Annotated in this window: 19 protein-coding genes and 1 pseudogene; 2 read left to right on the forward strand and 18 right to left on the reverse strand. The window is 40.1% G+C overall.

What is annotated here, in order from left to right:
- Nucleotides 1-327: 327 nt before the first annotated feature.
- Nucleotides 328-480 (forward strand): YpzG family protein, encoded by a 153-nt coding sequence (locus ACI48O_RS12090; RefSeq protein WP_435562072.1) that lies wholly within the window; start codon nucleotides 328-330, stop codon nucleotides 478-480.
- Between the two features lie 375 nt (nucleotides 481-855).
- On the opposite strand, the gene ACI48O_RS12095 is transcribed toward ACI48O_RS12090, so the two are convergent.
- The 7 genes and pseudogenes from ACI48O_RS12095 to ACI48O_RS12125 all read right to left on the reverse strand — a co-directional run.
- The gene (locus tag ACI48O_RS12095; RefSeq protein WP_435562073.1) at nucleotides 856-2256 is read right to left on the reverse strand and encodes a dihydrolipoamide acetyltransferase family protein; all 1401 of its coding nucleotides are present in this window, start codon (nucleotides 2254-2256) and stop codon (nucleotides 856-858) included.
- Between the two features lie 26 nt (nucleotides 2257-2282).
- The gene (locus ACI48O_RS12100; protein ID WP_435562242.1) at nucleotides 2283-3266 is read right to left on the reverse strand and encodes an alpha-ketoacid dehydrogenase subunit beta; all 984 of its coding nucleotides are present in this window, start codon (nucleotides 3264-3266) and stop codon (nucleotides 2283-2285) included.
- A 12-nt stretch (nucleotides 3267-3278) separates the two neighbouring features.
- Nucleotides 3279-4274 carry a thiamine pyrophosphate-dependent dehydrogenase E1 component subunit alpha gene (locus tag ACI48O_RS12105; protein ID WP_435562074.1) on the reverse strand — a complete coding sequence of 332 codons (996 nt, stop codon included), beginning with the start codon at nucleotides 4272-4274 and terminating at the stop codon, nucleotides 3279-3281.
- 96 nt (nucleotides 4275-4370) lie between these two features.
- Nucleotides 4371-5792, reverse strand: a complete 1422-nt coding sequence (gene lpdA, locus ACI48O_RS12110) for a dihydrolipoyl dehydrogenase (RefSeq protein WP_435562075.1) — start codon at nucleotides 5790-5792, stop codon at nucleotides 4371-4373.
- Nucleotides 5793-5805: 13 nt separating this feature from the next.
- Entirely contained in the window at nucleotides 5806-6918 is a 1113-nt protein-coding gene (gene buk / locus ACI48O_RS12115) for a butyrate kinase (protein WP_435562076.1), read from the reverse strand.
- A gap of 102 nt (nucleotides 6919-7020) precedes the next feature.
- Nucleotides 7021-7950 carry a phosphate butyryltransferase gene (gene yqiS / locus ACI48O_RS12120; RefSeq protein WP_435562077.1) on the reverse strand — a complete coding sequence of 310 codons (930 nt, stop codon included), beginning with the start codon at nucleotides 7948-7950 and terminating at the stop codon, nucleotides 7021-7023.
- 144 nt (nucleotides 7951-8094) lie between these two features.
- Nucleotides 8095-9453: pseudogene (locus tag ACI48O_RS12125) on the reverse strand (sigma-54 interaction domain-containing protein); the annotation flags it as partial.
- A 176-nt stretch (nucleotides 9454-9629) separates the two neighbouring features.
- Between ACI48O_RS12125 and ACI48O_RS12130 the strand changes: the two are divergent.
- Nucleotides 9630-9875, forward strand: a complete 246-nt coding sequence (locus tag ACI48O_RS12130) for a DUF2627 domain-containing protein (protein WP_435562078.1) — start codon at nucleotides 9630-9632, stop codon at nucleotides 9873-9875.
- A 436-nt stretch (nucleotides 9876-10311) separates the two neighbouring features.
- Here the strand turns inward: ACI48O_RS12130 and ACI48O_RS12135 are convergent, their stop codons facing one another.
- From ACI48O_RS12135 to folD, 11 genes are all read right to left on the reverse strand, one after another.
- A complete protein-coding gene (locus tag ACI48O_RS12135) occupies nucleotides 10312-11040 on the reverse strand; it encodes a glycerophosphodiester phosphodiesterase (protein ID WP_435562079.1) in 729 nt (242 codons plus the stop codon).
- A gap of 125 nt (nucleotides 11041-11165) precedes the next feature.
- Nucleotides 11166-11960, reverse strand: a complete 795-nt coding sequence (gene spo0A / locus ACI48O_RS12140; protein ID WP_435562080.1) for a sporulation transcription factor Spo0A — start codon at nucleotides 11958-11960, stop codon at nucleotides 11166-11168.
- A gap of 278 nt (nucleotides 11961-12238) precedes the next feature.
- Nucleotides 12239-13528, reverse strand: coding sequence for a SpoIVB peptidase (spoIVB, locus tag ACI48O_RS12145; RefSeq protein ID WP_435562081.1), 1290 nt, complete (start codon nucleotides 13526-13528; stop codon nucleotides 12239-12241).
- 122 nt (nucleotides 13529-13650) lie between these two features.
- A complete protein-coding gene (gene recN / locus ACI48O_RS12150; RefSeq protein ID WP_435562082.1) occupies nucleotides 13651-15339 on the reverse strand; it encodes a DNA repair protein RecN in 1689 nt (562 codons plus the stop codon).
- A gap of 17 nt (nucleotides 15340-15356) precedes the next feature.
- A complete protein-coding gene (gene ahrC, locus ACI48O_RS12155; protein ID WP_435562083.1) occupies nucleotides 15357-15806 on the reverse strand; it encodes a transcriptional regulator AhrC/ArgR in 450 nt (149 codons plus the stop codon).
- A 446-nt stretch (nucleotides 15807-16252) separates the two neighbouring features.
- Complete coding sequence (locus ACI48O_RS12160; RefSeq protein WP_435562084.1) at nucleotides 16253-17101, reverse strand: TlyA family RNA methyltransferase; 849 nt, start codon at nucleotides 17099-17101, stop codon at nucleotides 16253-16255.
- A complete protein-coding gene (gene dxs / locus ACI48O_RS12165; protein ID WP_435562085.1) occupies nucleotides 17091-18998 on the reverse strand; it encodes a 1-deoxy-D-xylulose-5-phosphate synthase in 1908 nt (635 codons plus the stop codon). Before dxs ends, ACI48O_RS12160 begins: the two co-directional genes overlap by 11 nt.
- Nucleotides 18999-19296: 298 nt before the next feature.
- Nucleotides 19297-20193 carry a polyprenyl synthetase family protein gene (locus ACI48O_RS12170; protein ID WP_435562086.1) on the reverse strand — a complete coding sequence of 299 codons (897 nt, stop codon included), beginning with the start codon at nucleotides 20191-20193 and terminating at the stop codon, nucleotides 19297-19299.
- Nucleotides 20193-20426 carry an exodeoxyribonuclease VII small subunit gene (gene xseB, locus ACI48O_RS12175; RefSeq protein WP_435562087.1) on the reverse strand — a complete coding sequence of 78 codons (234 nt, stop codon included), beginning with the start codon at nucleotides 20424-20426 and terminating at the stop codon, nucleotides 20193-20195. Before xseB ends, ACI48O_RS12170 begins: the two co-directional genes overlap by 1 nt.
- Nucleotides 20427-20429: 3 nt before the next feature.
- Nucleotides 20430-21773, reverse strand: a complete 1344-nt coding sequence (xseA, locus tag ACI48O_RS12180; protein WP_435562088.1) for an exodeoxyribonuclease VII large subunit — start codon at nucleotides 21771-21773, stop codon at nucleotides 20430-20432.
- Between the two features lie 139 nt (nucleotides 21774-21912).
- Nucleotides 21913-22791 (reverse strand): bifunctional methylenetetrahydrofolate dehydrogenase/methenyltetrahydrofolate cyclohydrolase FolD, encoded by an 879-nt coding sequence (gene folD / locus ACI48O_RS12185; RefSeq protein WP_435562089.1) that lies wholly within the window; start codon nucleotides 22789-22791, stop codon nucleotides 21913-21915.
- Nucleotides 22792-22803: the final 12 nt, after the last annotated feature.

Genomic DNA, 22803 nt, shown 5'->3' on the forward strand with positions numbered 1-22803 from the left:
TTCATACTCATAAGCCGGCTGTCTCAAGGACAACCTCCCCTCCCTCCAAATATTTTCCGAGACTAAATAGTATTAAAATTCTAATTATTCGGGCATCCTATATTATTTTAGTATATCCTGACTAAACTGGCAATGTGAGAAACTCAGAAACGTCTAAATTTATTTAATCTTGTAAAATAATGGGATATTTAATCGAAAATTATTTATAGAAAAATTCGTTTTTATAATTGTAATCGCGAATACTTTTGCGCCATTTTACAAAATCTAAAGCTGATATTCTTTTTGAATATCGAATCGTTTCAAGTATCCTACCTAAGAGGTGATAGTATGAGTTATCGAGAGCAATTGGACCAGCACTCTAAACTTTTTCACCACACTTTCACTCGGCCGAGGCATACGAAGTATCTCATTAATGGGCAAACAAAAAGATCTCAAACCAACATCATTTTGAGAAGCAATGCCAAAGCCCACCATTGGTAAGGATGCCATAGTAAAGAAACGGAATGTATTAATGGAGGTTGGCACGCACTCGAGCCGTGTCAGCCTCTTTCTTTATTATTGGGGTTGTCGCAAATGGGTCTCTCGGTTAGTGCAAAGCTGGTTTGGTTTGGTTTGGTTAGTTACCTATTTTTCGATAGCTTCGCTGAATTGGGGCACTAAAGCGGCGGTTAGTGACCTGTTTTTCGAAAGCGGCACATAATGGGGGCACTAAAGTTGCCGTTAGTGACCTGTTTTTTCGTGGCATCTCTAAATTAGGGCACTAAAGTCCAGGTTAGTGATCTTTTTTTCCAATGCTAAAGGATTGGGCACGAAAAAAGCCATTGCTACTCTAAAGCAATGGCTTAATCATGATAATCAGTAAATTGGTGTATTTTTTTTTGTTGTGTTTTCTAGGATTTCTTTAACATGGGCTAAGAAGCGGCCGCAAATCAGGCCGTCGAGGACACGGTGGTCCAACGATAAACATAAATTGACCATATCTCGAATTGCAATCATATTATTATTCACCACGACCGGTCGTTTAACAATAGACTCAACCTGTAATATCGCCGCTTGAGGATAATTGATAATTCCCATAGATTGTACAGAACCGAATGAACCTGTGTTATTGACTGTAAAGGTTCCACCACTCATATCGTCAGAACTCAATTTACCGGAACGAACTTTACTTGCATATTCCGAAATGTCCCTTGCGATTCCCTTGATTGATTTTTCGTCCGCATGTTTAATGACCGGGACAAACAGGGCTGTTTCGGTGGCAACGGCAATGGAAATATTGATATCTTTCTTTTGAATGATTTTATCCCCCGCCCACATCGAGTTCAGCTCAGGAAAAGCCTTAAGCGCTTGAGCAACTGCTTTTACAAAAAATGCAAAGTAGGTAAGATTAAAGCCTTCTTTTTGCTTAAACTCATCTTTTATTGCATTTCGATAATCCACCAAATTGGTTACATCCACCTCGACCATCATCCAGGCGTGGGGTGCTTCATGCTTACTGCGCAACATATTGGCGGCAATCGCTTTACGAACTCCTGATACAGGAATTTCGATATCACCACTCGTCGGGCTGACTTCTGGAACAGCTGGTGTAGGTGTGACAGAAACCGGTTGTCTATCATGTTTTTCATCAACCTTGAGTGGAGCTTGAATCTCCGGTTCTTTTGATGGCTCACCAACACTCGGTATGGTTCCTGCTTCAATCAGCTTTAACAAATCTTTACGTGTGATTCGACCATCAGCACCTGTTCCTTGAACTTGAGTCAAATCAATGTCGTGTTCTTGAGAAAGCTTCAATACTGCAGGAGAATACCGAACCTTATTCCCGTTGATGTTGGCTGAGAAAGGTTTCGTTTGAAGTGTGGCTTTAGAACCTTCCCCTAAAACAGGAGAATCTGGCTCCGACTTCGTAGCTGCTAATCTTGCAGCAATCGTGCTTGCAGGTAGAGAAGGTACAGTTGGTGATTCGCTTCCCCTTTCTGACTCTGGAGGAGTTGAGCCAGAAATTTCGTTTTCATCTTTTGCCTCTATTGTACAAATGATTTCACCGACGGATAAAGTATCCCCTTCAGCTGCAATCAATTCTTTAATAACTCCAGCAAAGGAAGACGGGATTTCGGCATTAACTTTATCGGTCATAACCTCTGCAAGCGGGTCGTATTTATTAACACTATCGCCCACAGATACGAGCCACTTGCTAATGGTGCCTTCCGTTACACTTTCCCCAAGCTGTGGCATTTTTATTTTTTCTAAAGACAATGGTAGCCCTCCTTTACAATAAAATTCTAATATTCGGCAAGTTCGCGCATTGCTTTTTCTACTTTATCCGGATTGATCATAAAATACTTTTCCATTGTTGGTGCATACGGCATGGCTGGAACATCAGGCCCTGCAAGGCGCTTGATTGGGGCATCCAAGTCAAACAGGCAATGCTCGGCGATGATGGCTGCCACCTCACTGATTATACTTCCCTCTTTATTATCCTCGGTAATAAGTAACACTTTTCCCGTTTTCGATGCCGCTTCGATAATCGCTTCCTGATCAAGAGGATAGACGGTGCGCAAATCTAAAATGTGGGTGGAAATTCCATCATTGGCCAATCGTTCCGCAGCTTGCAAAGCAAAGTGGACGCATAAGCCATAAGTAATGACCGTAATATCATCACCTTCTCGTTTTACATCAGCCTTCCCGATTGGCAATGTATAGTCTTCATTTGGAACTTCGCCTTTAATTAACCGGTAGGCTCTTTTATGTTCAAAGAAAAGGACAGGGTCATCATCGCGGATTGCTGCTTTGAGAAGTCCTTTTACATCATAGGGAGTTGAAGGCATGACTATTTTCAAGCCGGGCTGATTGGCAAATACCGCTTCTACCGATTGGGAATGATAAAGAGCGCCGTGTATTCCGCCGCCATACGGTGCCCGAATAACCATTGGACAGTTCCAATCATTATTGGAACGATATCGGATGCGCGCCGCTTCCGAAATAATTTGATTCACCGCAGGCATAATAAAATCAGCAAATTGCATTTCCGCAATTGGGCGCATGCCATACATCGCTGCGCCTATCCCAACCCCTGCAATCGCTGATTCGGATAAAGGGGTGTCGATTACTCGTTCTTCACCAAACAATTCATAAAGCCCTTGGGTTGCTTTAAAGACCCCACCTTTTTTTCCTACATCTTCACCAAGAACAAAAACCTTTGAATCTCGTTCCATCTCTTCTCGAATAGCCATTGTTACTGCATCAATATAAGAAATGATCGCCATCATCGTTCCCCCTTACTCTTCGGCATATACATATTTCATTGCATGCTCCGGCTCAGCATAGGGAGCATTTTCCGCATAATCTGTCGCTTCATTTACAGTTTTCATAATTCGATCATTAATCTCTTTTTCTAGTTGATCATCGATAATTCCATTTTCCTTCAAATAAGCACCAAAAGTTAAAATGGGATCCTTCGATTTAGCTTCTGCCACTTCATCCTGTGCCCGATAGCTTCGATCATCATCATCGGAGGAATGGGGTGTTAAACGATAGGATATGGTTTCAATTAACGTCGGGCCCAGACCGCTACGTCCCCGTTCTGCCGCCATCTTCACGACACGATATACTTCAAGCGGGTCATTACCGTCTACCGTAAAACCAGGCATTCCATAACCAATGGCCCGATCAGACACTTTTTCACACGCCAATTGCTTGGAAAGGGGGACGGAAATCGCATATTTATTATTTTCGCACATAAATATAACAGGAAGTTTGTGAACCCCAGCAAAGTTTGCTCCCTCATGAAAGTCTCCCTGGTTTGAGGAACCTTCACCAAAGGTTACAAAGGTTACAAGATCCTTTTTCTCCATTTTTCCCGCTAAGGCAACCCCAACGGCATGCGGAACTTGAGTCGTAACCGGAGAAGAACCTGTTACAATTCGGTTTTTCTTTTGTCCAAAATGCCCTGGCATTTGTCGACCGCCAGAATTCGGATCTTCCGCTTTCGCAAAACCGGACAGCATAATCTCTGTTGTGGTCATTCCAAAAGTTAAGACCACACCTAGGTCGCGATAATAAGGTAAAATATAATCTTTGTCTTTATCAAGGGCAAAGGCAGCCCCTACTTGCGCTGCTTCCTGACCTTGGCAGGATATAACAAATGGTATTTTGCCAGCTCTATTTAAAAGCCACATCCGTTCATCAATTCGGCGGGCCAACAGCATCGTTTTATACATTTCCAAAACTTGGTCATCACTTAATCCTAAGGCTTGATGGCGATTTTCACCCATATACATACCTCCTATAACGGAATCATTTGAGAGGCTTAAAAACCGCCTCCCATAAAAAATTACATATTAATGATAAGATAACTTTCACAGTAGAGTTTAGGAATGAATCGTCTTTCCATCTACCGCTAATGCTGCCTCAGCCATTGCCTCTGACAAGGTTGGATGAGGATGAATCGTCTTAGCCACTTCCCAAGGAGTAGCATCTAGCACCATTGCTAGTCCAGCCTCAGATATTAAATTGGTTACATGCGGCCCAATCATATGGACTCCTAAAATATCATTTGTTGTCTTGTCTGCGACGATTTTAACAAAACCATCTGCTTCTCCAAATACGAGCGCTTTGCCAATAGCACGGAACGAAAATTTACCGCTCTTAACTTGATATCCTTGATTTACTGCTTCTGCTTCAGTAAAGCCAACACTAGCAACCTCTGGCTTACCATATATACATCGGGAAACCTTATTGTAATCGAGCGAGTTTGGCTTAAGCTCAGCCATATGCTCCACCGCGATCATTCCTTCATGTGCTGCCACATGAGCCAACTGCAGGCCGCCGATCACATCCCCAATCGCATATATATGCGATTCCTTCGTTTGATAAACTGAGTTCGTTTTAATAACTCCTTTTTCAATTTGGATGTCTGTGTTATCGAGGCCAAACCCTTCAATATTTGCCTGACGCCCTACTGAAACGAGTAGCTTTTCTGCTGAAAAAACTTTGATCTCGCCATTAATTTCTGCACTTATAGCCACACCCTCATCCTTTTGCAAGGTATCGGGAAGAACCTTTGCTTTCGTCACCACTTTGATCCTCTTTTTCTTCATTAACCGCTGCATTTCTTTAGAGACTTCATGGTCTTCGGTTGGAATAATCCGTTCCGCAAATTCAAGAACGGTAACCTCCACTCCGAAATCCGAAAGCATTGAGGCCCATTCAATACCAATCACTCCGCCGCCAACAATGAGGATCGATTTCGGCAATGACTTAAGTTCTAAAGCTTCATCGGAGGATAAGACAAATGTTCCATCGATATCAAGTCCTGGGAGTGAGCGGGGGCGAGAGCCTGTTGCAATCAATACATTTTTTGGAATCAGCATTTCATTTTCTTGGCCGTTATTCATTTCAACAGAAATTGTACCCGGCATTGGGGAAAAAATAGAAGGTCCTAAAATCCGGCCTGTTCCCTCATATACATCAATTTCCCCTTGTTTCATCAGATGTTGAACACCTTTATGAAGCTGGTTAATAATTGATGTTTTCCGCTGTTGAACCTTGGTAAAATCTAATGTAATGTCATTGGCAAGCACACCAAACTCTTCACTTCGTTTCATTGTGGAAAAGACCTCAGCGCTCCTTAGCAGTGCTTTACTTGGAATACAGCCGGAATGAAGGCATGTGCCTCCAAGCTTTGCTTTTTCAACAATCGCTGTTTTTAAACCAAGCTGCGAGGCTCGAATAGCCGCAACATAACCACCTGTTCCACCGCCTAGTATGACTAAATCATATTCTTGAGCCAATTTTCTTCCTCCTCTAACGGTACTGTATACTTGTTTCAAGCTCCCCGGGATATACTTGGGCTTCTTCTTCGCCTCGCAAAACACGTAAACCGCCCTCAGCTAAGGACTTTAATTCGTCTTCACCTGGCTCAATATACACATTAGCAATCCAGTTGACCCGTTTTGTAATATCGGCAACAAAGCTCTTTCCATAAGCTAGTCCGCCGGTTAGAATAATCCCATCTACCCTTCCGGCTAATACAGTGCTTGCTGCACCGATTTCCTTTGCTATTTGGTAAGCCATAGCTGAATAAATTAATTTTGCTTTTTCATTACCATTCATAATCATTTTTTCTACTTTTAATGCATCATTTGTCCCTAAATATCCTACTAATCCACTTTGACCAACAAGTTCCTTCATTAATTCAGCTTGGGTCAGTTTTCCGGAGTAACAAAGAGCAACTAAGTCTCCAAACGGCAGGGTACCTGCACGCTCAGGACTAAACGGTCCATCCCCATGAAGTCCATTATTAACATCGATCACTCTGCCTTCCTTATGAGCCCCGACGGTAATCCCACCGCCCATATGGGTAACGATAAGATTTAATTCTTCATATTTTTTGTTTAGTTTTTTTGCAATTCTTCTGGCTACTGCCTTTTGATTTAAAGCATGAAATATACTTTTTCTTTCAAATAGTGGATTACCGGAAATACGGGCAAGCGGTTCGAGTTCATCTACGACAACCGGGTCAACGATAAAGGCTGGAATATTTAATCCTGTTGCAATTTCATAAGCAAGGATTCCCCCTAAATTAGATGCATGCTGTCCGGCATAACCTTTTTTAAGGTCTTCAAGCATAGCTGAACAAACCTTGTACGTTCCACCTTTAATGGGCCGTAATAAACCACCCCGACCGCAAACAGCAGCAAGCTTAGAAATATTGATCCCTTCATAGTCCAATGTCTCCAATATCGTCTGCTTTCGAAATTCATATTGTTCAAAAACGGTTGAAAATGTTTGAATTAATTCTGATTCATGATGAATCGATTTTTCAAATAAGGGAATATCATTATCGAAAACACCTATTTTGGTTGATGTTGAGCCTGGGTTGATGACAAGAATTCGATATTCTTGGTCATGAATCATAGGTACCTCCTGTAAACAAAAAAATCTCCGTTTGATTTCTAATATTAGTGGGGCATCTTAACTAAATTTAATAAGTTGTTTGTAAAAATAGGACTTACTTAATTAATAACTAGTTTGCTTCAACTTACTGTCTTGGACGCAGCATAGGGCAAGGGCTAGTGAATAAAGTTTACTTTCGGCACTATCTGCTCTTGAAGTTAAAACGATCGGTGCTTTAGCACCCGCAATAATAGCTCCAACTTTGGCCTGTGCAAAATAAACGAGTGATTTATAGAGGATATTACCAGCTTCGATGTTCGGGACGAGCAGTATATCTGCATTACCGGCAACTTCGCCATCTATTCGTTTATGGTTGGCTGCAAATGCTGAAATAGCATTATCAAGTCCAAGTGGACCATCAATGACACAGCCTTCAATTTGTCCCCGTTTACTCATTAAGGTTAATGCAGCAGCATCAATTGTGGCTTGCATATTTGAATTAACCATTTCGACTGCAGATAGTGCTGCAACTCTTGGAAAAACCATTCCGATTTTTTTTGCAACGGCAACAGCATTTCTTACGATTTGCGCTTTTTGATCAAGATCAGGTGCGATATTCATTGCAGCATCGGTAATAATCAACAGGCGGTCAAACTCAGGAATCTCAAATATTGAAATATGGGACAATACATTCCCTGTTCTAAGACCATTTTCTTTGCTTAAAACAGCCTTTAACAACGTTGCTGTAGGGAGGTTTCCCTTCATTAGAACATCAGCTTCAAAAAACTTAACAGCTTTCACAGCATGATCCGCTGCCAATTCCTTTGTATAAGCATGAATAATCTTTAAATTTTCGTGCCGAACCATCTCTGGATGTCGTTCATTGATAATCGTTAATATCTCTTCTCTGTTTCCAAAAAGAAGAAACTTCGCAAAATTTAGCTTGATTGCTTCAACAACAGCTTCAATTACTTCAACATCCTCAGCCGCTGCAACAGCTACAGTCCTGTTGCCATCCTCAGCAGCTTGCTCTATATATGACTGCAACATCACTTAGATCACAATCCCTTCAAATAAAAGCTAAACTTTATATAATACGTTGCAAGAAATGTGCCAAATAAAACATTAATAAATAAAACGATTTCAAGCCTTTCACCTGCAAATTATTGCAAAACGCGCAAAATATTGCCTGCAAAATTATTCAATCTGATATTTTTTTAACTTATAATACAAATTCCTAACCGACAAGGCTAACGCCTTAGCTGTTTGGGTTTTGTTTCCACTGAATTTTTCCAGTGTGTGTTTAATAATACTTTCTTCAAACTGATCAATCATCGTTGCCAACGGCTTTATTTCATGGGAAATATTCATTTCCCTAGTTGCTATTTGAGAATCAGTTGGGCTTTTCAATTCTGGCAAATGATTCAGATCAATAAGGGTTTCATTATTCTTCATAAAAATAATCGCCCGTTCAAGGATGTTTTCGAGTTCCCTAACGTTTCCGGGCCATTCATAATTCAGTAACCGTTTTAAAGCAAGATTTGAGACTCCTTCTATATTACGACCGTACTCTTGATTAATTTTTTGAATCAAAAAATTACATAGCCCTGGAATATCCTCTTTCCTTTTCCGCAAAGGAGGAATTTGAATCGGCATTCGGTTGAGCCGGTAGTATAAGTCTTCCCTAAAAGTTCCGTGAGCAATGCCTTTTTCCAAATTAACATTAGTCGCTGCAATGATTCGGACATTGATTGTAATTGGCTTAGTGCCTCCTACTCTAACGATTTCACGCTCTTGTAATACTCTTAAAAGCTTTGCCTGAGTATTGGCCGATAATTCCCCTATTTCATCAAGAAAGATGCTTCCATTATTGGCTTCTTCAAATAAACCCCTTTTCCCTCCACGCTTTGCTCCCGAGAACGCTCCTTCATCATAGCCGAACAGTTCACTTTCTAATAAGGATTCTGTCAAAGCAGCACAGTTTACACGGAGGAATTTGTTGTATTTACGGTCACTTGCATTATGAATGGCATGGGCAAAAAGTTCTTTCCCAGTCCCGGATTCGCCTCGTAATAAAACCGTTACCGGAGTTTTAGCAGCTAGTTTTGCTTGCTCAATCGCAATTCTCATTTCATCGGAATGCCCAATAATATCAACAAAGGAATATTTTGCTTCTAACGTTCTGATGATTTGACGGGCCCGATGAAGCTCTTGGGTTAAATTTTGAATTTCGGATACGTCATGGATAACACCAACACTCCCCTTAAGGATCCCGTTAACAATAATTGGTGCTACATTGACAATAACTTCTCTTTTTTTCGGTCCAACACGCATCCTTACTCCTCGAACAGGTCTTCTTGTTTTCAAAACTTGCATATGCATACTGTCACCTTCAGAAATATCGGCAGTTGCAGGCTGACCAATTACTTGATCTTCCGATAATCCGGTAATTCTCGTATAGGCAGGATTAATCATTAATCCACGACCATATTCATCAACAACTGAAATAGCTTCTTCACTACATTGAATGATTGCTTCCAGCATCGTCTCTAATTCAGATTGCATTATTCCTCCTCCTATTCTTCATAGAAATGTTTTTCATGGTTATACGATCGAATCGCGCAGTTTTTTTCATGGTATATATTTCATTATAAAGGATGCAGATGCCTTGACAAATAAACAATTTGAATTATGATTTGGGTGAAGGTAAAACTTGTGAAGGGATACAGGTTATGGATCGAATTGTTGCACTTATCATTATGGTAATTCCCGGGGTCATTTCTGCATTTGGAGTTAAGCTTATGCGGGATATGGTATTTGGAAAATTAATGGAGCCCATTCCATCATTATGGTTACAATTTTTAATTGGATTTTTGGCTTTTTTACTCGGGTTAGGTTTTATTGCTGGCTTCATCCTTCATCGAGATCGCAAACGCAACAAAGTTCAAGTAAGATTTCAAAAAAAAGAAAGGCCATAAGTTTAACGGGTTTTGTTGCCTAAACGCAACGATAAAAATGCCAATAAAAAATGACTAACAAATTGAGCTGGTAATTTGTTAGTCATTTTTTATTGATATTGCAATGGGTTGAGTCAATTTATGCCTTAATTAGTGCATGAAACCGATCCATTAATTCGCAGGTATCCAATCAATTTTGGTGGCGGACATCAGATCCGTTATTTTCACAAAAAAGGGTGTTTTGATAGGCTACGCGGACATCAGGTTCGCTATTTGATCATAAATTGGCTTTTTTCAGTGGTTTTTATGTAAATAAGGGATCCTGTGTCCTCATAAGTCCAAAAAAAGGTGATTTTATCAAAATAAGGGCCTCTATGTCCGTTCAATTACCTAGTTGACATTTTTTATGCAAATTCACCCTGCGCTGCGATAGGAAACAGAACACTTTACATCATCACTAAGCATATAAATTTCGAATGGCAATGGCCTTGAACGGGTCATCGGTAATCACTGCCGTGCAGCCCATTTCATAAAGGCGTTTCAGGGAGGCGTCCTTGTTTACTGTATAGGGCCTAACGGCCACTCCGTTTTCAATCGATAGTTTAAAAACGTCCTCAAGTCCGCGATAATATTTCGGATGAATCCCCCGAGCATGGATTGACTTTGCATAAATCCAAGGCATGTATAACGATTCAGACAGTAATGGTGCTGTTTCAATCTCTGGTGCAATACGGTAAGAGTAAACAATGCTGTAATGGTTAAACGAGGAGATAATGATCCGTTTTTCTAGCTTATATCTTCTAATTAACGAAATCACCTTTTCTTCCATTCCAGCATACGGAATAATTCCATTCTTTAATTCAATATTGCAGATTAGCCGATTAGAATTCATCCATTCAAATACTTCTTCCAGGGATGGAATAGGGGTTTTTTGGAACCATTTTTTGAATTTGTAGCCAGCATTATATTTTTTCAAATCCTTGTATGTATGATCCTTAACAAATCCTATCCCATCTGTGGTCCGGTTTATTTTTTCATCATGAATAACCACTAGTTGTCCGTCCTTGGTCATTTGGACGTCTAATTCTAACCCATCTGCTCCTGCCCTTTCCGCTTCCATAAAGGCTCTCATCGTATTTTCTGGGTTTAACACAGAATAACCACGGTGTGCAAAAATTAATGTCATTAACTCACCGCTCCTTTATTAGAAGTTAACAAGTAAAGGGCCCACCCTCCGAACCACAATATTTGAAACCAAAAACAAGTTATGGTATCTATATTGATGTGCACGGAGTTGGACCCCTTAAATTATTACGATGCTTTATGTTCTAATCTTAGTTTATCAGCGACCATAGCAATAAATTCCGAATTTGTTGGTTTTGCTTTTGTCATGCTGACAGTGTAGCCGAACAATGAAGAAATGGAATCGATATTGCCCCGGCTCCAAGCCACCTCGATCGCATGGCGAATTGCCCGTTCAACCCGGCTAGCGGTAGTGTTGTATTTTTTTGCAATATCTGGATAAAGAACCTTTGTAATCGAACCAAGAAGTTCAATGTCATTATAAACCATCGAAATAGCTTCCCGTAAATACATATACCCCTTTATATGTGCAGGAACGCCGATTTCATGAATGATACTTGTGATGCTGGCATCTAAATTTTTGGGTTTTTGCTCTTGCTGAGATGGACGATAGCTTGATGTTGAAGACTTTCTAAGAACCGAGCTCGTTTTACCACTTACCTGACGAATATGGTTTGCTAAATTCTCCATATCAAAAGGCTTCAAAATAAAGTAGGATGCCCCAAGATCAACAGCTTTCTTTGTAACATCTTCTTGCCCAAAGGCCGTAAGCATAATGACATTTGGCACTGAACTTCTTTTTGAATCGCGAAGCTTCTCAAGCACAGCTAGACCATCAAGATGCGGCATAATTATATCCAAAACAAGAACGTCAGGAGTTGTTTCCTCTAAAATATCTAGACATTCTTGACCATTATGTGCCACCCCAACAACTTCCATATCATCCTGAGAAGATATGTACTCCTCTAACAGTCCGACTAATTCTCTATTGTCATCAACAACGCACACTTTAATTTTGTTCACTAATAGTTTCCTCCTCAGTCCCTTTGTTTCATTTCCCACCTATTTATATTCTAATGGAGAAATTCGACAATGCAACTAAAAATCCTTTTGATTTTTTTAAAATTTTCAAAAAAATCTGCCATCTCCAAGATTTTCTCTTTTATTCTTATTGTTTCGACTGTTTTCGGCAGTTGACAAATCATAAAAATAAGCGTTTGTCGAAAAATATATACCTATATGGTAGCACAATTATGGCATTAAAAATAGGCGAAAGCTTCGCCTATTTTATGAAAGGTTTTTTATGATGCTTTTTCTTTTACCTTTTGGTATATATCAATTCCTGCCTCATTTAACATCCATTCAATATGAACTCCATATCCTGAGGTAGGATCATTAACAAAGACATGGGTGACCGCGCCAACTACTTTTCCATCCTGGATAATTGGACTTCCACTCATCCCTTGAACGATACCACCCGTTTTTTCCAGCAGTTTTGGATCGGTAATTTTGATTACCATCCCTTTTGTCGCTGGGAACTTTTGCGGGATTGTACTCACAATTTCTATATTAAACAGATCAACCTTATCATCATCTACCACCGTTAGGATTTGTGCCGGACCTTCTTTTACTTGATGGGATAAAGCAATCGGAAGCGGTTTGTCCATCACACCATTTTTAATGTCCTTATTTAATTCGCCAAATATTCCAAACGGACTATTTCGCTGTATGTTGCCAATGACCTCTCGATCAGAGGAAAATCGAGCTAATTTCTCCCCGGGGTCGCCATTACTCCCTTTTTCTATTGAGGTTACAGTAGATCTTACAATTTGACCATCCTCAACAACAATTGGTTTTTTTGTATCCATGTCAGAAATCACATGGCCTAATGCACCATACTTATTGGTTGCAGGATGGAAAAAAGTCATCGTACCTATACCAGCGGCCGAATCGCGTATATATAAACCCAATTTATACGTTTGCTCATCTTTATCCATCATCGGGCTTAGCTTAGTGTTAATTTTTTCATTTTCTCGATTAACGACAATGTTTAAAGGTACTCCAGATTTTCCCGAGTCTTGCACAAATGGGGCAACATCCGTCATTTTTTCAATGCGCTTACCGTTAATTTCGGTAATAATATCGCCAACTTTAATTCCTGCTAATTCTCCAGGCGACACCTTTCCTGCCTGGGCTAGCACTTGATGATGTCCTACGACTAGAACGCCAATGGTATTAAGTTTTACGCCAATTGATTGACCACCTGGAATCACTCTGAAATTTTTTAATACATCTACATCAACTTTTTTAATTGGGATACCAGCCAGATGTAAAACCATTTCTTCATTTCCCTGTTCATTTGCACGAAGGGTTACCGTTTGTTGATCTTGATTCAAGTTGATTGCCTCGTCATTCCCGGTTAAGGATGCCGATACTGAAACAGCTTTTGGAAGTTTATAATGTTGTCCCTCAAAAAGAGTGATCTTATTGGGGATCGTAATATATTGTTGAAAGGGTTTATAAAACCCTAGAGCAATTAATGAAACAAGGAGAATTCCACCAATTATCTTTCTAAGTTGTTCAAAATTCAAAACATCCACTCTCCTCGCTTCTAGTCCACACACATTAATTGGCTACATCTTTAATTTTGCCTGCAATAGAACCATTTATAACTGCCAACAATATAAAAAAGCTACCCGGATTGGATAGCTTTTCAAGTTACTGGCTTAATTTTCCCAGCAAGCTGCAATAATTCCTCTGCATGTTGTGTAGTTAAGTCGGTAATTTCTGCTCCTGAAATCATTCTGCCAATTTCTTTTACCTTTTCTTTTTCCGATAACGCCGTAACAGAAGTGGTCGTTCTGCCATCCTTTATTTTCTTGGCAATAAAGAGATGATGGTCTGCCATTGCCGCTACCTGAGGCAAATGAGAAATACATAAAACTTGGGAATTGTTGGAGATTTTATAGATTTTTTCACCAATGGCTTGAGCCACTCTTCCACTTACGCCCGTATCCACTTCATCAAAAATGATGGATGTAACACCTTGATGAATCGAGAAAATACTTTTTAAAGCAAGCATTATACGGGACATTTCTCCCCCGGAAGCAATTTTTGCTAATGGTTTTAACGGTTCGCCGGGATTGGTTGAAATAAAAAATTCTACTGAATCGGTTCCATTTTTATTAAAATGATTATATTCCTTAAAGTTTACTTCAAAAACGGTCTTTTCCATATAAAGTTCTTTCAGTTCACGTTGGATTAGCTTTGTCAGGAGCTTCGCGGATTTCTTTCGCAAATCACTAAGCTGTTTTGCCTCCAGACTTAAATCCTTGGTTAAAGAGGACAGCTCTTGTTCCAATTGGTGAATATGAGTTTCTTTATTTTGGATTGTTTCAATTTCTTCTTCTATTTTTGCAGCATACTCGAGAATATCTGGAATTGATTTACCGTATTTACGCTTTAATTGGTGTATTTCAGTTAATCTTTCTTCAATTTCATTAAGGCGTTGCGGATCATATTCCATTTCTTCAAGTTTATTCCGTAAGGTACTGACTGTATCCTCTAATTGATAAAAGCTATTGGAAACAAGTTCAAAAATTTCTTTGTTTTCCTGATCGAGCTCGGCGGCATTTTCAAGATGCCCCATCGCCATTCCAACCCAATCTAAGCCTGATTGTTCACCAGAAAGAGCGGAATAGGCAGCATTGAGAGAAGCAAATATTCTTTCGTAATTCGCTAATTTACTCTTTTCGAGAAATAGGTCCTCATCCTCATTTATTTTTAATTTCGCATTATGAATTTCCTCAAGCTGAAATTGAATTAAATCAAGACGGTGCGCCATTTTCTGCTCATTTTCACTTAATGACTTTAAGCGAGTTAATGTTTCATCGTAACGCTTGTACACGCCCTGGTAGTCGCCAAGAGCAGTTACCAGATTGTCCCCACCAAATTGGTCTAATAATGACAAATGCTTTGTCTCATTCATTAGTTCTTGGTGCTCATGCTGCCCATGGATATCCATCAATGTTCCGCCAAATTCCCGTAAAACCGCAATCGTGACGAGTTTCCCATTGACACGACAAACACTTTTTCCACTTCTCGTCATATCTCTGCGTAAAACGACCATACCCTCTTCAATTTCAATTCCATACTCTTTTGCTTTTTCATATAGGCGCTGGTGAGTATCATCCACGAGAAATAAGCCCTCAATTTCGGCTTTATCTGCCCCGTGGCGAATAAACTCGGAGGACCCTCTTCCACCGACCAGCATATGGATCGCATCAATAATAATGGATTTCCCGGCCCCTGTTTCACCTGTTAATACTGTCAGCCCCTTTTCAAAAGAAATCGACAGTGACTCGATTATGGCGAAGTTTCGAATTGATAACTCATTTAGCAAATGACTTTCACCTCGACTTAAAGCATTTCTAGAAATCGTTTCGATATAATTTCTGTGTTTTCCGGTGATCTGCAAATAATTAAAATCGTATCATCCCCGCAAATGGTCCCCATAATTTCATCCCAATCTAGGTTATCGATTAATGCTCCAATTGCCATTGCGTTCCCTGGTAAAGTTTTCATTACGATTAAATGACTGGCTGAATCGATCTTAACAAATGCATCTAATAATGCCCTTTTTAATTTTTGTAATGGATTAAAGCGCTGATCTGCAGGCAAGCTATATTTATAACGACCGTCCAATAATGGAACCTTTACTAAATGAAGCTCTTTTATATCTCTTGATACAGTTGCTTGTGTTACGTTATAACCTGCACTTTTTAAACGGTCAACAAGTTCATCCTGTGTTTCGATATCATTGTTGGCAATAATATCGCGTATTTTAATATGTCGTTGGCCTTTGTTCATTCATTTATCACCCCGAAAAAGTCTCTTTCTAAAAAATAACGCGTTTTTTGTAATATTTTATATTAATATGGTAGCCGATTTTTCTTACTATGTACACCTTTCTTAAAGGCTCTGTTAAATTTGTCTGTTGATTGCAGCGAGAGGTGCTCCCTTTCCGCGGGGGAGTCCGGGAGCCTGTCTAGCTGCAGCGGCTAGGGGCTCGGGGTCATAAGCCAATCCGTCAAGAAGGTCAAAGAACGACCTTCATGCCGGCTCGTCTTATGCCTGTCGCCCCTGGGCAAGCCGCTTCCGCTTTTCCTTCTCCTCGGCGCCATTGCGCCTGTGGGGTCTCCCGTGACACCTTCTCCCGCAGGAGTCTCGCATCTTCCGCTCCAATCAACAGAGTGTTCAAAATCAACATTGCTCTTTAACACACCTTTCTTAAAAAGAAAGGAATAAGCATTGGCTTATTCCTCACTGATTTTTTTACTTTTTAACTCCCGATGAGCCTCTTCAACAGTTTGTGCCGGGGATTGTGATAATAACACTTCACCGCTAGGCTTCTCCTGTTCGCCTTCCCACCGTAAATGGAGTAAAAACTCAATATTTCCGTCTCCTCCAGTGATCGGAGAAAAGGATAGATCGACAACGTTAAAGCCGATTTCCGTCGAAAAATCTATGATGGTTTCCAGGACATTTCTGTGAACCGCTGGGTCACGGACAATTCCTTTTTTACCAACTTGTTCTCGCCCTGCTTCAAATTGCGGCTTAACTAATGCAACAACGTCACTTTCCGGGACGAGAAGTGTTTTCAGCACTGGCAAAATTAGCTTTAAGGAAATAAACGAAACATCAATTGAAGCAACATTTGGCATTCCTTTTTCAAGATCTGCTGGTGTCATATAACGAAAATTCGTTCTTTCCTTTACAATGACACGTTCATCCTGTCTAAGCTTCCATGCCAATTGATTATAACCGACATCCACGGCATAAGACATTTTCGCCCCATTTTGTAAAGCACAGTCTGTAAAGCCTCCTGTAGAAGAACCAATATCAAGAAGAATCTTATCCTTGACATCTATTTTGAACTCTTTCAAGGCCTTTTCAAGCTTTAAACCGCCTCTACTTACATAAGGAAGAACATTTCCTTTAACAGACAACTGAATATCCTCGCTAACCTTTTCACCCGGTTTATCCAATCTCATTTCATTACTATAGACAAGACCGGCCATAATGGCCCGTTTTGCTTTTTCCCTCGTTTCAAAAAGCCCTCTTTCAACTAATAAAACATCGATTCGTTCCTTCTTAATTTTCATCAACAAGTACCCTTTGTTGCTTTTTTTCAAGGAGGATTTGCAGCCTTTTCGCAGCACTTTCTGCGGTCAACTCGATTTCCTGTAATAATTTATCAACATCTCCATGCTCAATAAATTTGTCAGGAATCCCTAAACGGTCAATGATGGCTTGGCTTGCCCCAATATCATGAGCAAATTCCAATACAGAACTACCGAATCCTCCCTGCAGCATTGCTTCTTCAATTGTTAAAATTGGAATATTGTCTGTTAATAACTCGGTTAACATTTTTTCATCAAGCGGTTTAATGAATCTCGCATTGACCACTTTAACAGAATAACCCATCTTTTCTAAAATAGAAGCTGCCTCGAATGCCATTGGAATGGTCGTGCCGAAAGTCAAGATAGCAGCGTCTTTCCCCTCTTGCAGAACTTCCCACGTTCCAATTTCGATTGGTTTTAATTCTTTATCCATCGGAACACCAAGGCCATTTCCACGAGGATAACGTAATGCTATTGGTCCATCATTATATTGGATCGCCGTATAAACCATGTGCTGCCCTTCATTTTCGTCCTTTGGCATCATCAAAACAAGATTTGGAACATGGCGTAAGAAAGCAATGTCAAATACACCTTGATGGGTTTCACCATCTGCTCCAACTAATCCTGCCCGGTCAATACCAATAAACACATTTAAATTCTGGCGACAAATATCATGAACGACTTGGTCATACGCTCTTTGTAAGAAAGTAGAGTATATCGCTAAAAATGGTTTCATATCCTGAGTCGCAAGTCCTGCAGCAACGGTGGCTGCATGCTGCTCGGCAATTCCAACATCATACATGCGGTCGGGAAACTCGCTAGCAAAGCCTTCGAGCTTAGATCCGACAGGCATAGCCGGAGTGATTGCCACAATACGAGAATCCGTCCTCGCTAATTTTCTAACGGTCTCACTTACAAGTGAGCTCCATGCAGGAGGAGCATTCTCCGGCTTTACAAAATCTCCAGTTTCGATTTTATAAGGCCCTGTCCCATGCCATGTTCCTGTTTTATCCGTCTCAGCAGGTTGATAGCCTTTTCCTTTTTTCGTTATAACGTGTAAGAGAACTGGGCCTTCCGCTTTTTTAGCGTAGGTAAAGTTTTCAAATAAATCATCAAAATTATGGCCATCGACCGGACCAAAGTAGGTAAAACCTAGCTCTTCAAAAAACACACCTGATACAAATAAATACTTAAGACTATCTTTAACCCTTTCAGCTGTTGCGGCAAGCTTTCCACCCACTGCTGGAATTTTATTGAGAAGCAATTCCAATTCATCTTTAACGCGATTATACTTGCCGGCAGTCCGAATTCTGCCAAGGACATTATGCAGTGCCCCAACATTTGGAGCGATCGACATTTCATTGTCATTTAAAATAACAATCATATTTTTCTTTTCATGACCAATGTGGTTAAGAGCCTCAAGAGCCATGCCACCTGTAAGCGCACCATCACCGATGACAGGAAGAATATAGGAGCTCTCTCCTTTAAGATCCCTAGCAATCGCCATTCCCATTGCAGCAGATAGTGAAGTTGAGCTATGACCTGTTTCCCACACATCGTGCTCACTTTCCATCATCTTTGGAAAACCGCTTAATCCATGGAATTGACGCAATGTGTCAAATTCTGCAGCACGTCCGGTAAGAATCTTGTGCACATATGCTTGATGACCAACATCCCAGATGATTTTATCTTTTGGGCTATCAAAGCATTTATGTAACGCAATCGTTAATTCCACTACACCAAGGTTTGGTCCAATATGACCGCCTGTTTTTGATAGTTTTTCGATCAAAAATTTACGGATATCTTGACTGAGACCTTCCAATTCTTGATTGGAAAGCTGTTTAAGAAATGAAGGGTTTTTAATCGATAATAGATCCATTTAACGGATCACTCACTTTCGTTTCGAAGTTCTGACGATAGATTTAAGAAATTTTACGAAAGGGACTCTATTTAAAAATACAAAATGGGATAAACTTTTTTGCAATTGTAAAAAGAGCCGCTAACACAGATGTGATAACGGCATCGGTATTGTCCACTTACTAAAAAAAACGTGACTTTTTTTTTACTATCGCCAACAGTATATTTGTTCGTATTAACACAATTAACTATATATACTCCGGCTGTATTATATCATAAATAGAATAACCGCTCAAACGTTCTTCGAAATTCACGAAATATTAATATTCTCTTGCGACTACTAGATCGGCAATTTCCCCTAATAGTGCTGAATCTAAATCCGCTAACCGCAGATGCTGTTTTGCAGCCTCATAGTGCTGATTCATGGCAGCTTTCGCCCCTTCCATTGTCAAAAGGGCTGGATATGTGCTTTTTAGATTTTCTGTATCGCTCCCAAGCGGCTTTCCGATTAATTCCTGATTTCCTTCTACATCAAGGATATCATCACGAATTTGAAAAGCCATTCCTAAGTGCCTAGCAAACGCTTCAAGATTTTTGGCTTGGTCTTCATTCGCCTTAGCCAGTATTGCACCTGACATCACGCTGCAAACCAACAACTTCCCAGTTTTATGTAAATGGATGTACTCCAAATCCTCAAGGTTCAGCTGTTTTCCTTCACCTTCAATATCGGCTACTTGTCCTCCAACCATACCTTCAGCACCTGCTGACTTTGCCAGGAGGTTAATTAAAGCAATTTTCATCCGACTATCAGCGTCATGATCTGGCATTTGCGATAATACTTCAAAGCTATAAGTTAATAGTCCATCGCCAGCTAATATAGCCATTGCCTCACCAAATACTTTGTGATTGGTTGGCTTACCACGTCGCAAATCATCATCATCCATACTCGGAAGATCATCATGAATTAATGAATAAGTATGGATCATTTCAATCGCGGCTGCGGGATACGCCCCTACTTTTGTATCGATCCCGAAGGCCCTTAGAGTGGCAAATAACAGTAAAGGACGAATTCTCTTCCCGCCTGCCTTTAATGAGTACAGCATCGATTCTTTTAGGTTGTTCGGAGCCTGTAATTGTTGAATAAAGACCTCTAATTGGCTCTCAAGCAGATTATTATGTTCTTTTGAAAAAGAGGCCAAGGATTGATTGGACACCATTATTCCTCCTCCTGAACCGCAAAGCTTGCCATTTGACCATCGTCCGTTAAAATCTGTGTAAGCTGCTCTTCAACTAATTTAAGCTTATCATGACAAAACTTTGAAAGCTCCATTCCTTCTTTATAGATCGAAATGGCTTCCTCAAGTGGAACATCTCCTTCTTCAAGTTTCTCAACAAGATACTCCAATTTTTCCATTGCATCTTCGAATGATTGAGATTGTTGTTTCGTCATCATTTACTCTCCTTTAATATCGGTTACTCTACATTGAATGCTACCATCTGTAAGTCTTATCGTTAAATCTTCTTCCCTCTTTACCTGAGAGATTTTACTGATCAATTTTTGTTCCTCAGAAAAAACAAGGCTGTAGCCCCGTTCCATAACTTTTAATGGACTTAACGCTTCAAGTTTGGCTATTTGATGAGCAAAGTCCGTTTGTTTATTGGCTAAAATAATTTGCATTGAACGAGTTAATGCTTTCGTTAAGCGCTGCTGGTTCACACTCGCTTCAAGAATTTTTTTATCAGGTGCATTTCGTTTTAACCGATTATGCAGATTTTGGTGTTCGATTGTCTTTGACTCCAGCACTTTTTTAGAATTTCGAACAAGCTGTTCCGTTTTCTTATCGAGTTGCTCAAGCTTTTGTTCATAGAGCTTTTGTGGATAGCGGAATGCATAAGATTTCGATAACCTGTTTAGCCGAACCGTTTGTGAGTTGATTTTTTCCTTCATGGCGCGAAGCATTCGAGTTTTCCGAATAAGAATTCGTTCAATCAAGTCATCAATATGGGGCACGGCAAGTTCAGCTGCAGCAGTGGGAGTTGGCGCTCTTAAATCTGCAACAAAATCAGCAATCGTAAAATCAGTTTCATGACCTACAGCTGAAATAATCGGAATTTCCGATGCAAAGATTGCACGAACAACGATCTCTTCGTTAAAGGCCCACAGTTCCTCAATGGAGCCACCTCCTCGTCCAACAATCAATACATCAATATTTCCAATCGTATTTGCAGTTGAAATAGCCTTTGCAATCGATGGCGCAGCTTGATCCCCCTGAACAAGTGCTGGAAGTAATAAGATGTTCGCAATCGGATAACGCCTTTTGATTGTGGAAACGATATCACGAATCGCCGCTCCTGTTGGGGATGTGATGACCCCGACTGTTTTTGGGTATTTAGGAAGAGTTTTCTTGTATTGTTTAGAAAATAGACCTTCTTTAGTTAATTTTTCTTTTAACTGTTCATAAGCAAGAAACAATTCCCCAATTCCATCTGGTTTCATTTCTTTAATATAGATTTGATATTGGCCACTACTCTCATAAACCGTGAGGTCACCGCGTATTAGTACCTGCATCCCATTTTCAGGCTGAAATTTCATGGAGCGATTCTCTCTTGCAAACATAACCGCTAAAACTCTTGCTTTATCATCCTTAAGCGTAAAATACATATGACCGCTTGAATGTTGTTTAAAGTTGGAGATTTCCCCCTTTACATAACAATCTTGCAAATGGGGGTCCGCATCAAATTTTCTTTTTATGTATCTTGTTAATGCAATCACCGTTAAATAACGTTGTTCATTCATTTTGAACTCCTTTTTTAAGGGAACTGTAAAAAACAAAAACCTATCCCATTTATTATAAATTTAGAAATCCAATCCGTCACCTGAATAGGGCGAATTAATCTACTTTCCAATTTATAAGGATGGAACAGGCTTTTTATCTTTAGCGAATTTGACCAGTGCTTTGCAGCTTTTGAAGAACTTTTTTCGCTGACTTTAATGTATTAAACATCAGCATCGTAATCGTCATTGGTCCTACTCCTCCAGGAACTGGAGTAATGTAACCCGCTTTCTCTTTAACATTCTCGAAATCAACATCTCCACAAAGCTTTCCTTCGCTATTGCGATTAATTCCGACGTCAATTACTACGGCACCCGGCTTGACGAAATCTTCTGTAATAAAATATGGCTTACCTACTGCGGCAACTAGGATGTCCGCTTGCTTCGTAATCGATTTAATATCTACCGTTCTTGAATGACAATAGGTTACGGTAGCATTTTCATTTAGGAACAACTGTCCTTGTGGTTTTCCAACAATATTGCTTCTGCCCACAACAACAACATGCTTTCCTTCAATTTCAATGCCCGTTTCTTTAAGCATGATCATTACACCGTATGGCGTACAAGGTAAAAATGCATCCTGCCCTGTCATCATTCGACCCACGTTAATCGGATGGAATCCATCGACATCCTTGTCAGGATAAATCGCTTCGATAATACTTGTTTCGTTTATATGGTCTGGCACTGGCAGCTGAACAAGGATACCGTGAATCTTATCATCATGATTTAATTCATCAATTTTATTTAACAATTCCTGCTCTGTAATCGTTTCAGGAAGCTCGATTAATAAGGAATGCATTCCAAGTTCTTTGCAAGTCTTTTCTTTACTGGTGACATACGATCTTGACGCAGGATTATTTCCAACTAAAATTACAGCAAGTCCGGGAGTCACGCCGGCTTGTTTTAATGCTTCAACTTCTTTAGCAATCTCATTCTTTTTTTTCAAGGCAATTTCTTTTCCACTAATGAGTTTTGCGCTCATTCCAATTCCCCC

The sequence above is a fragment of the Neobacillus terrisolis genome (genome assembly GCF_051233475.1).
Taxonomy (GTDB): Bacteria; Bacillota; Bacilli; order Bacillales; family Cytobacillaceae; genus Bacillus_BU.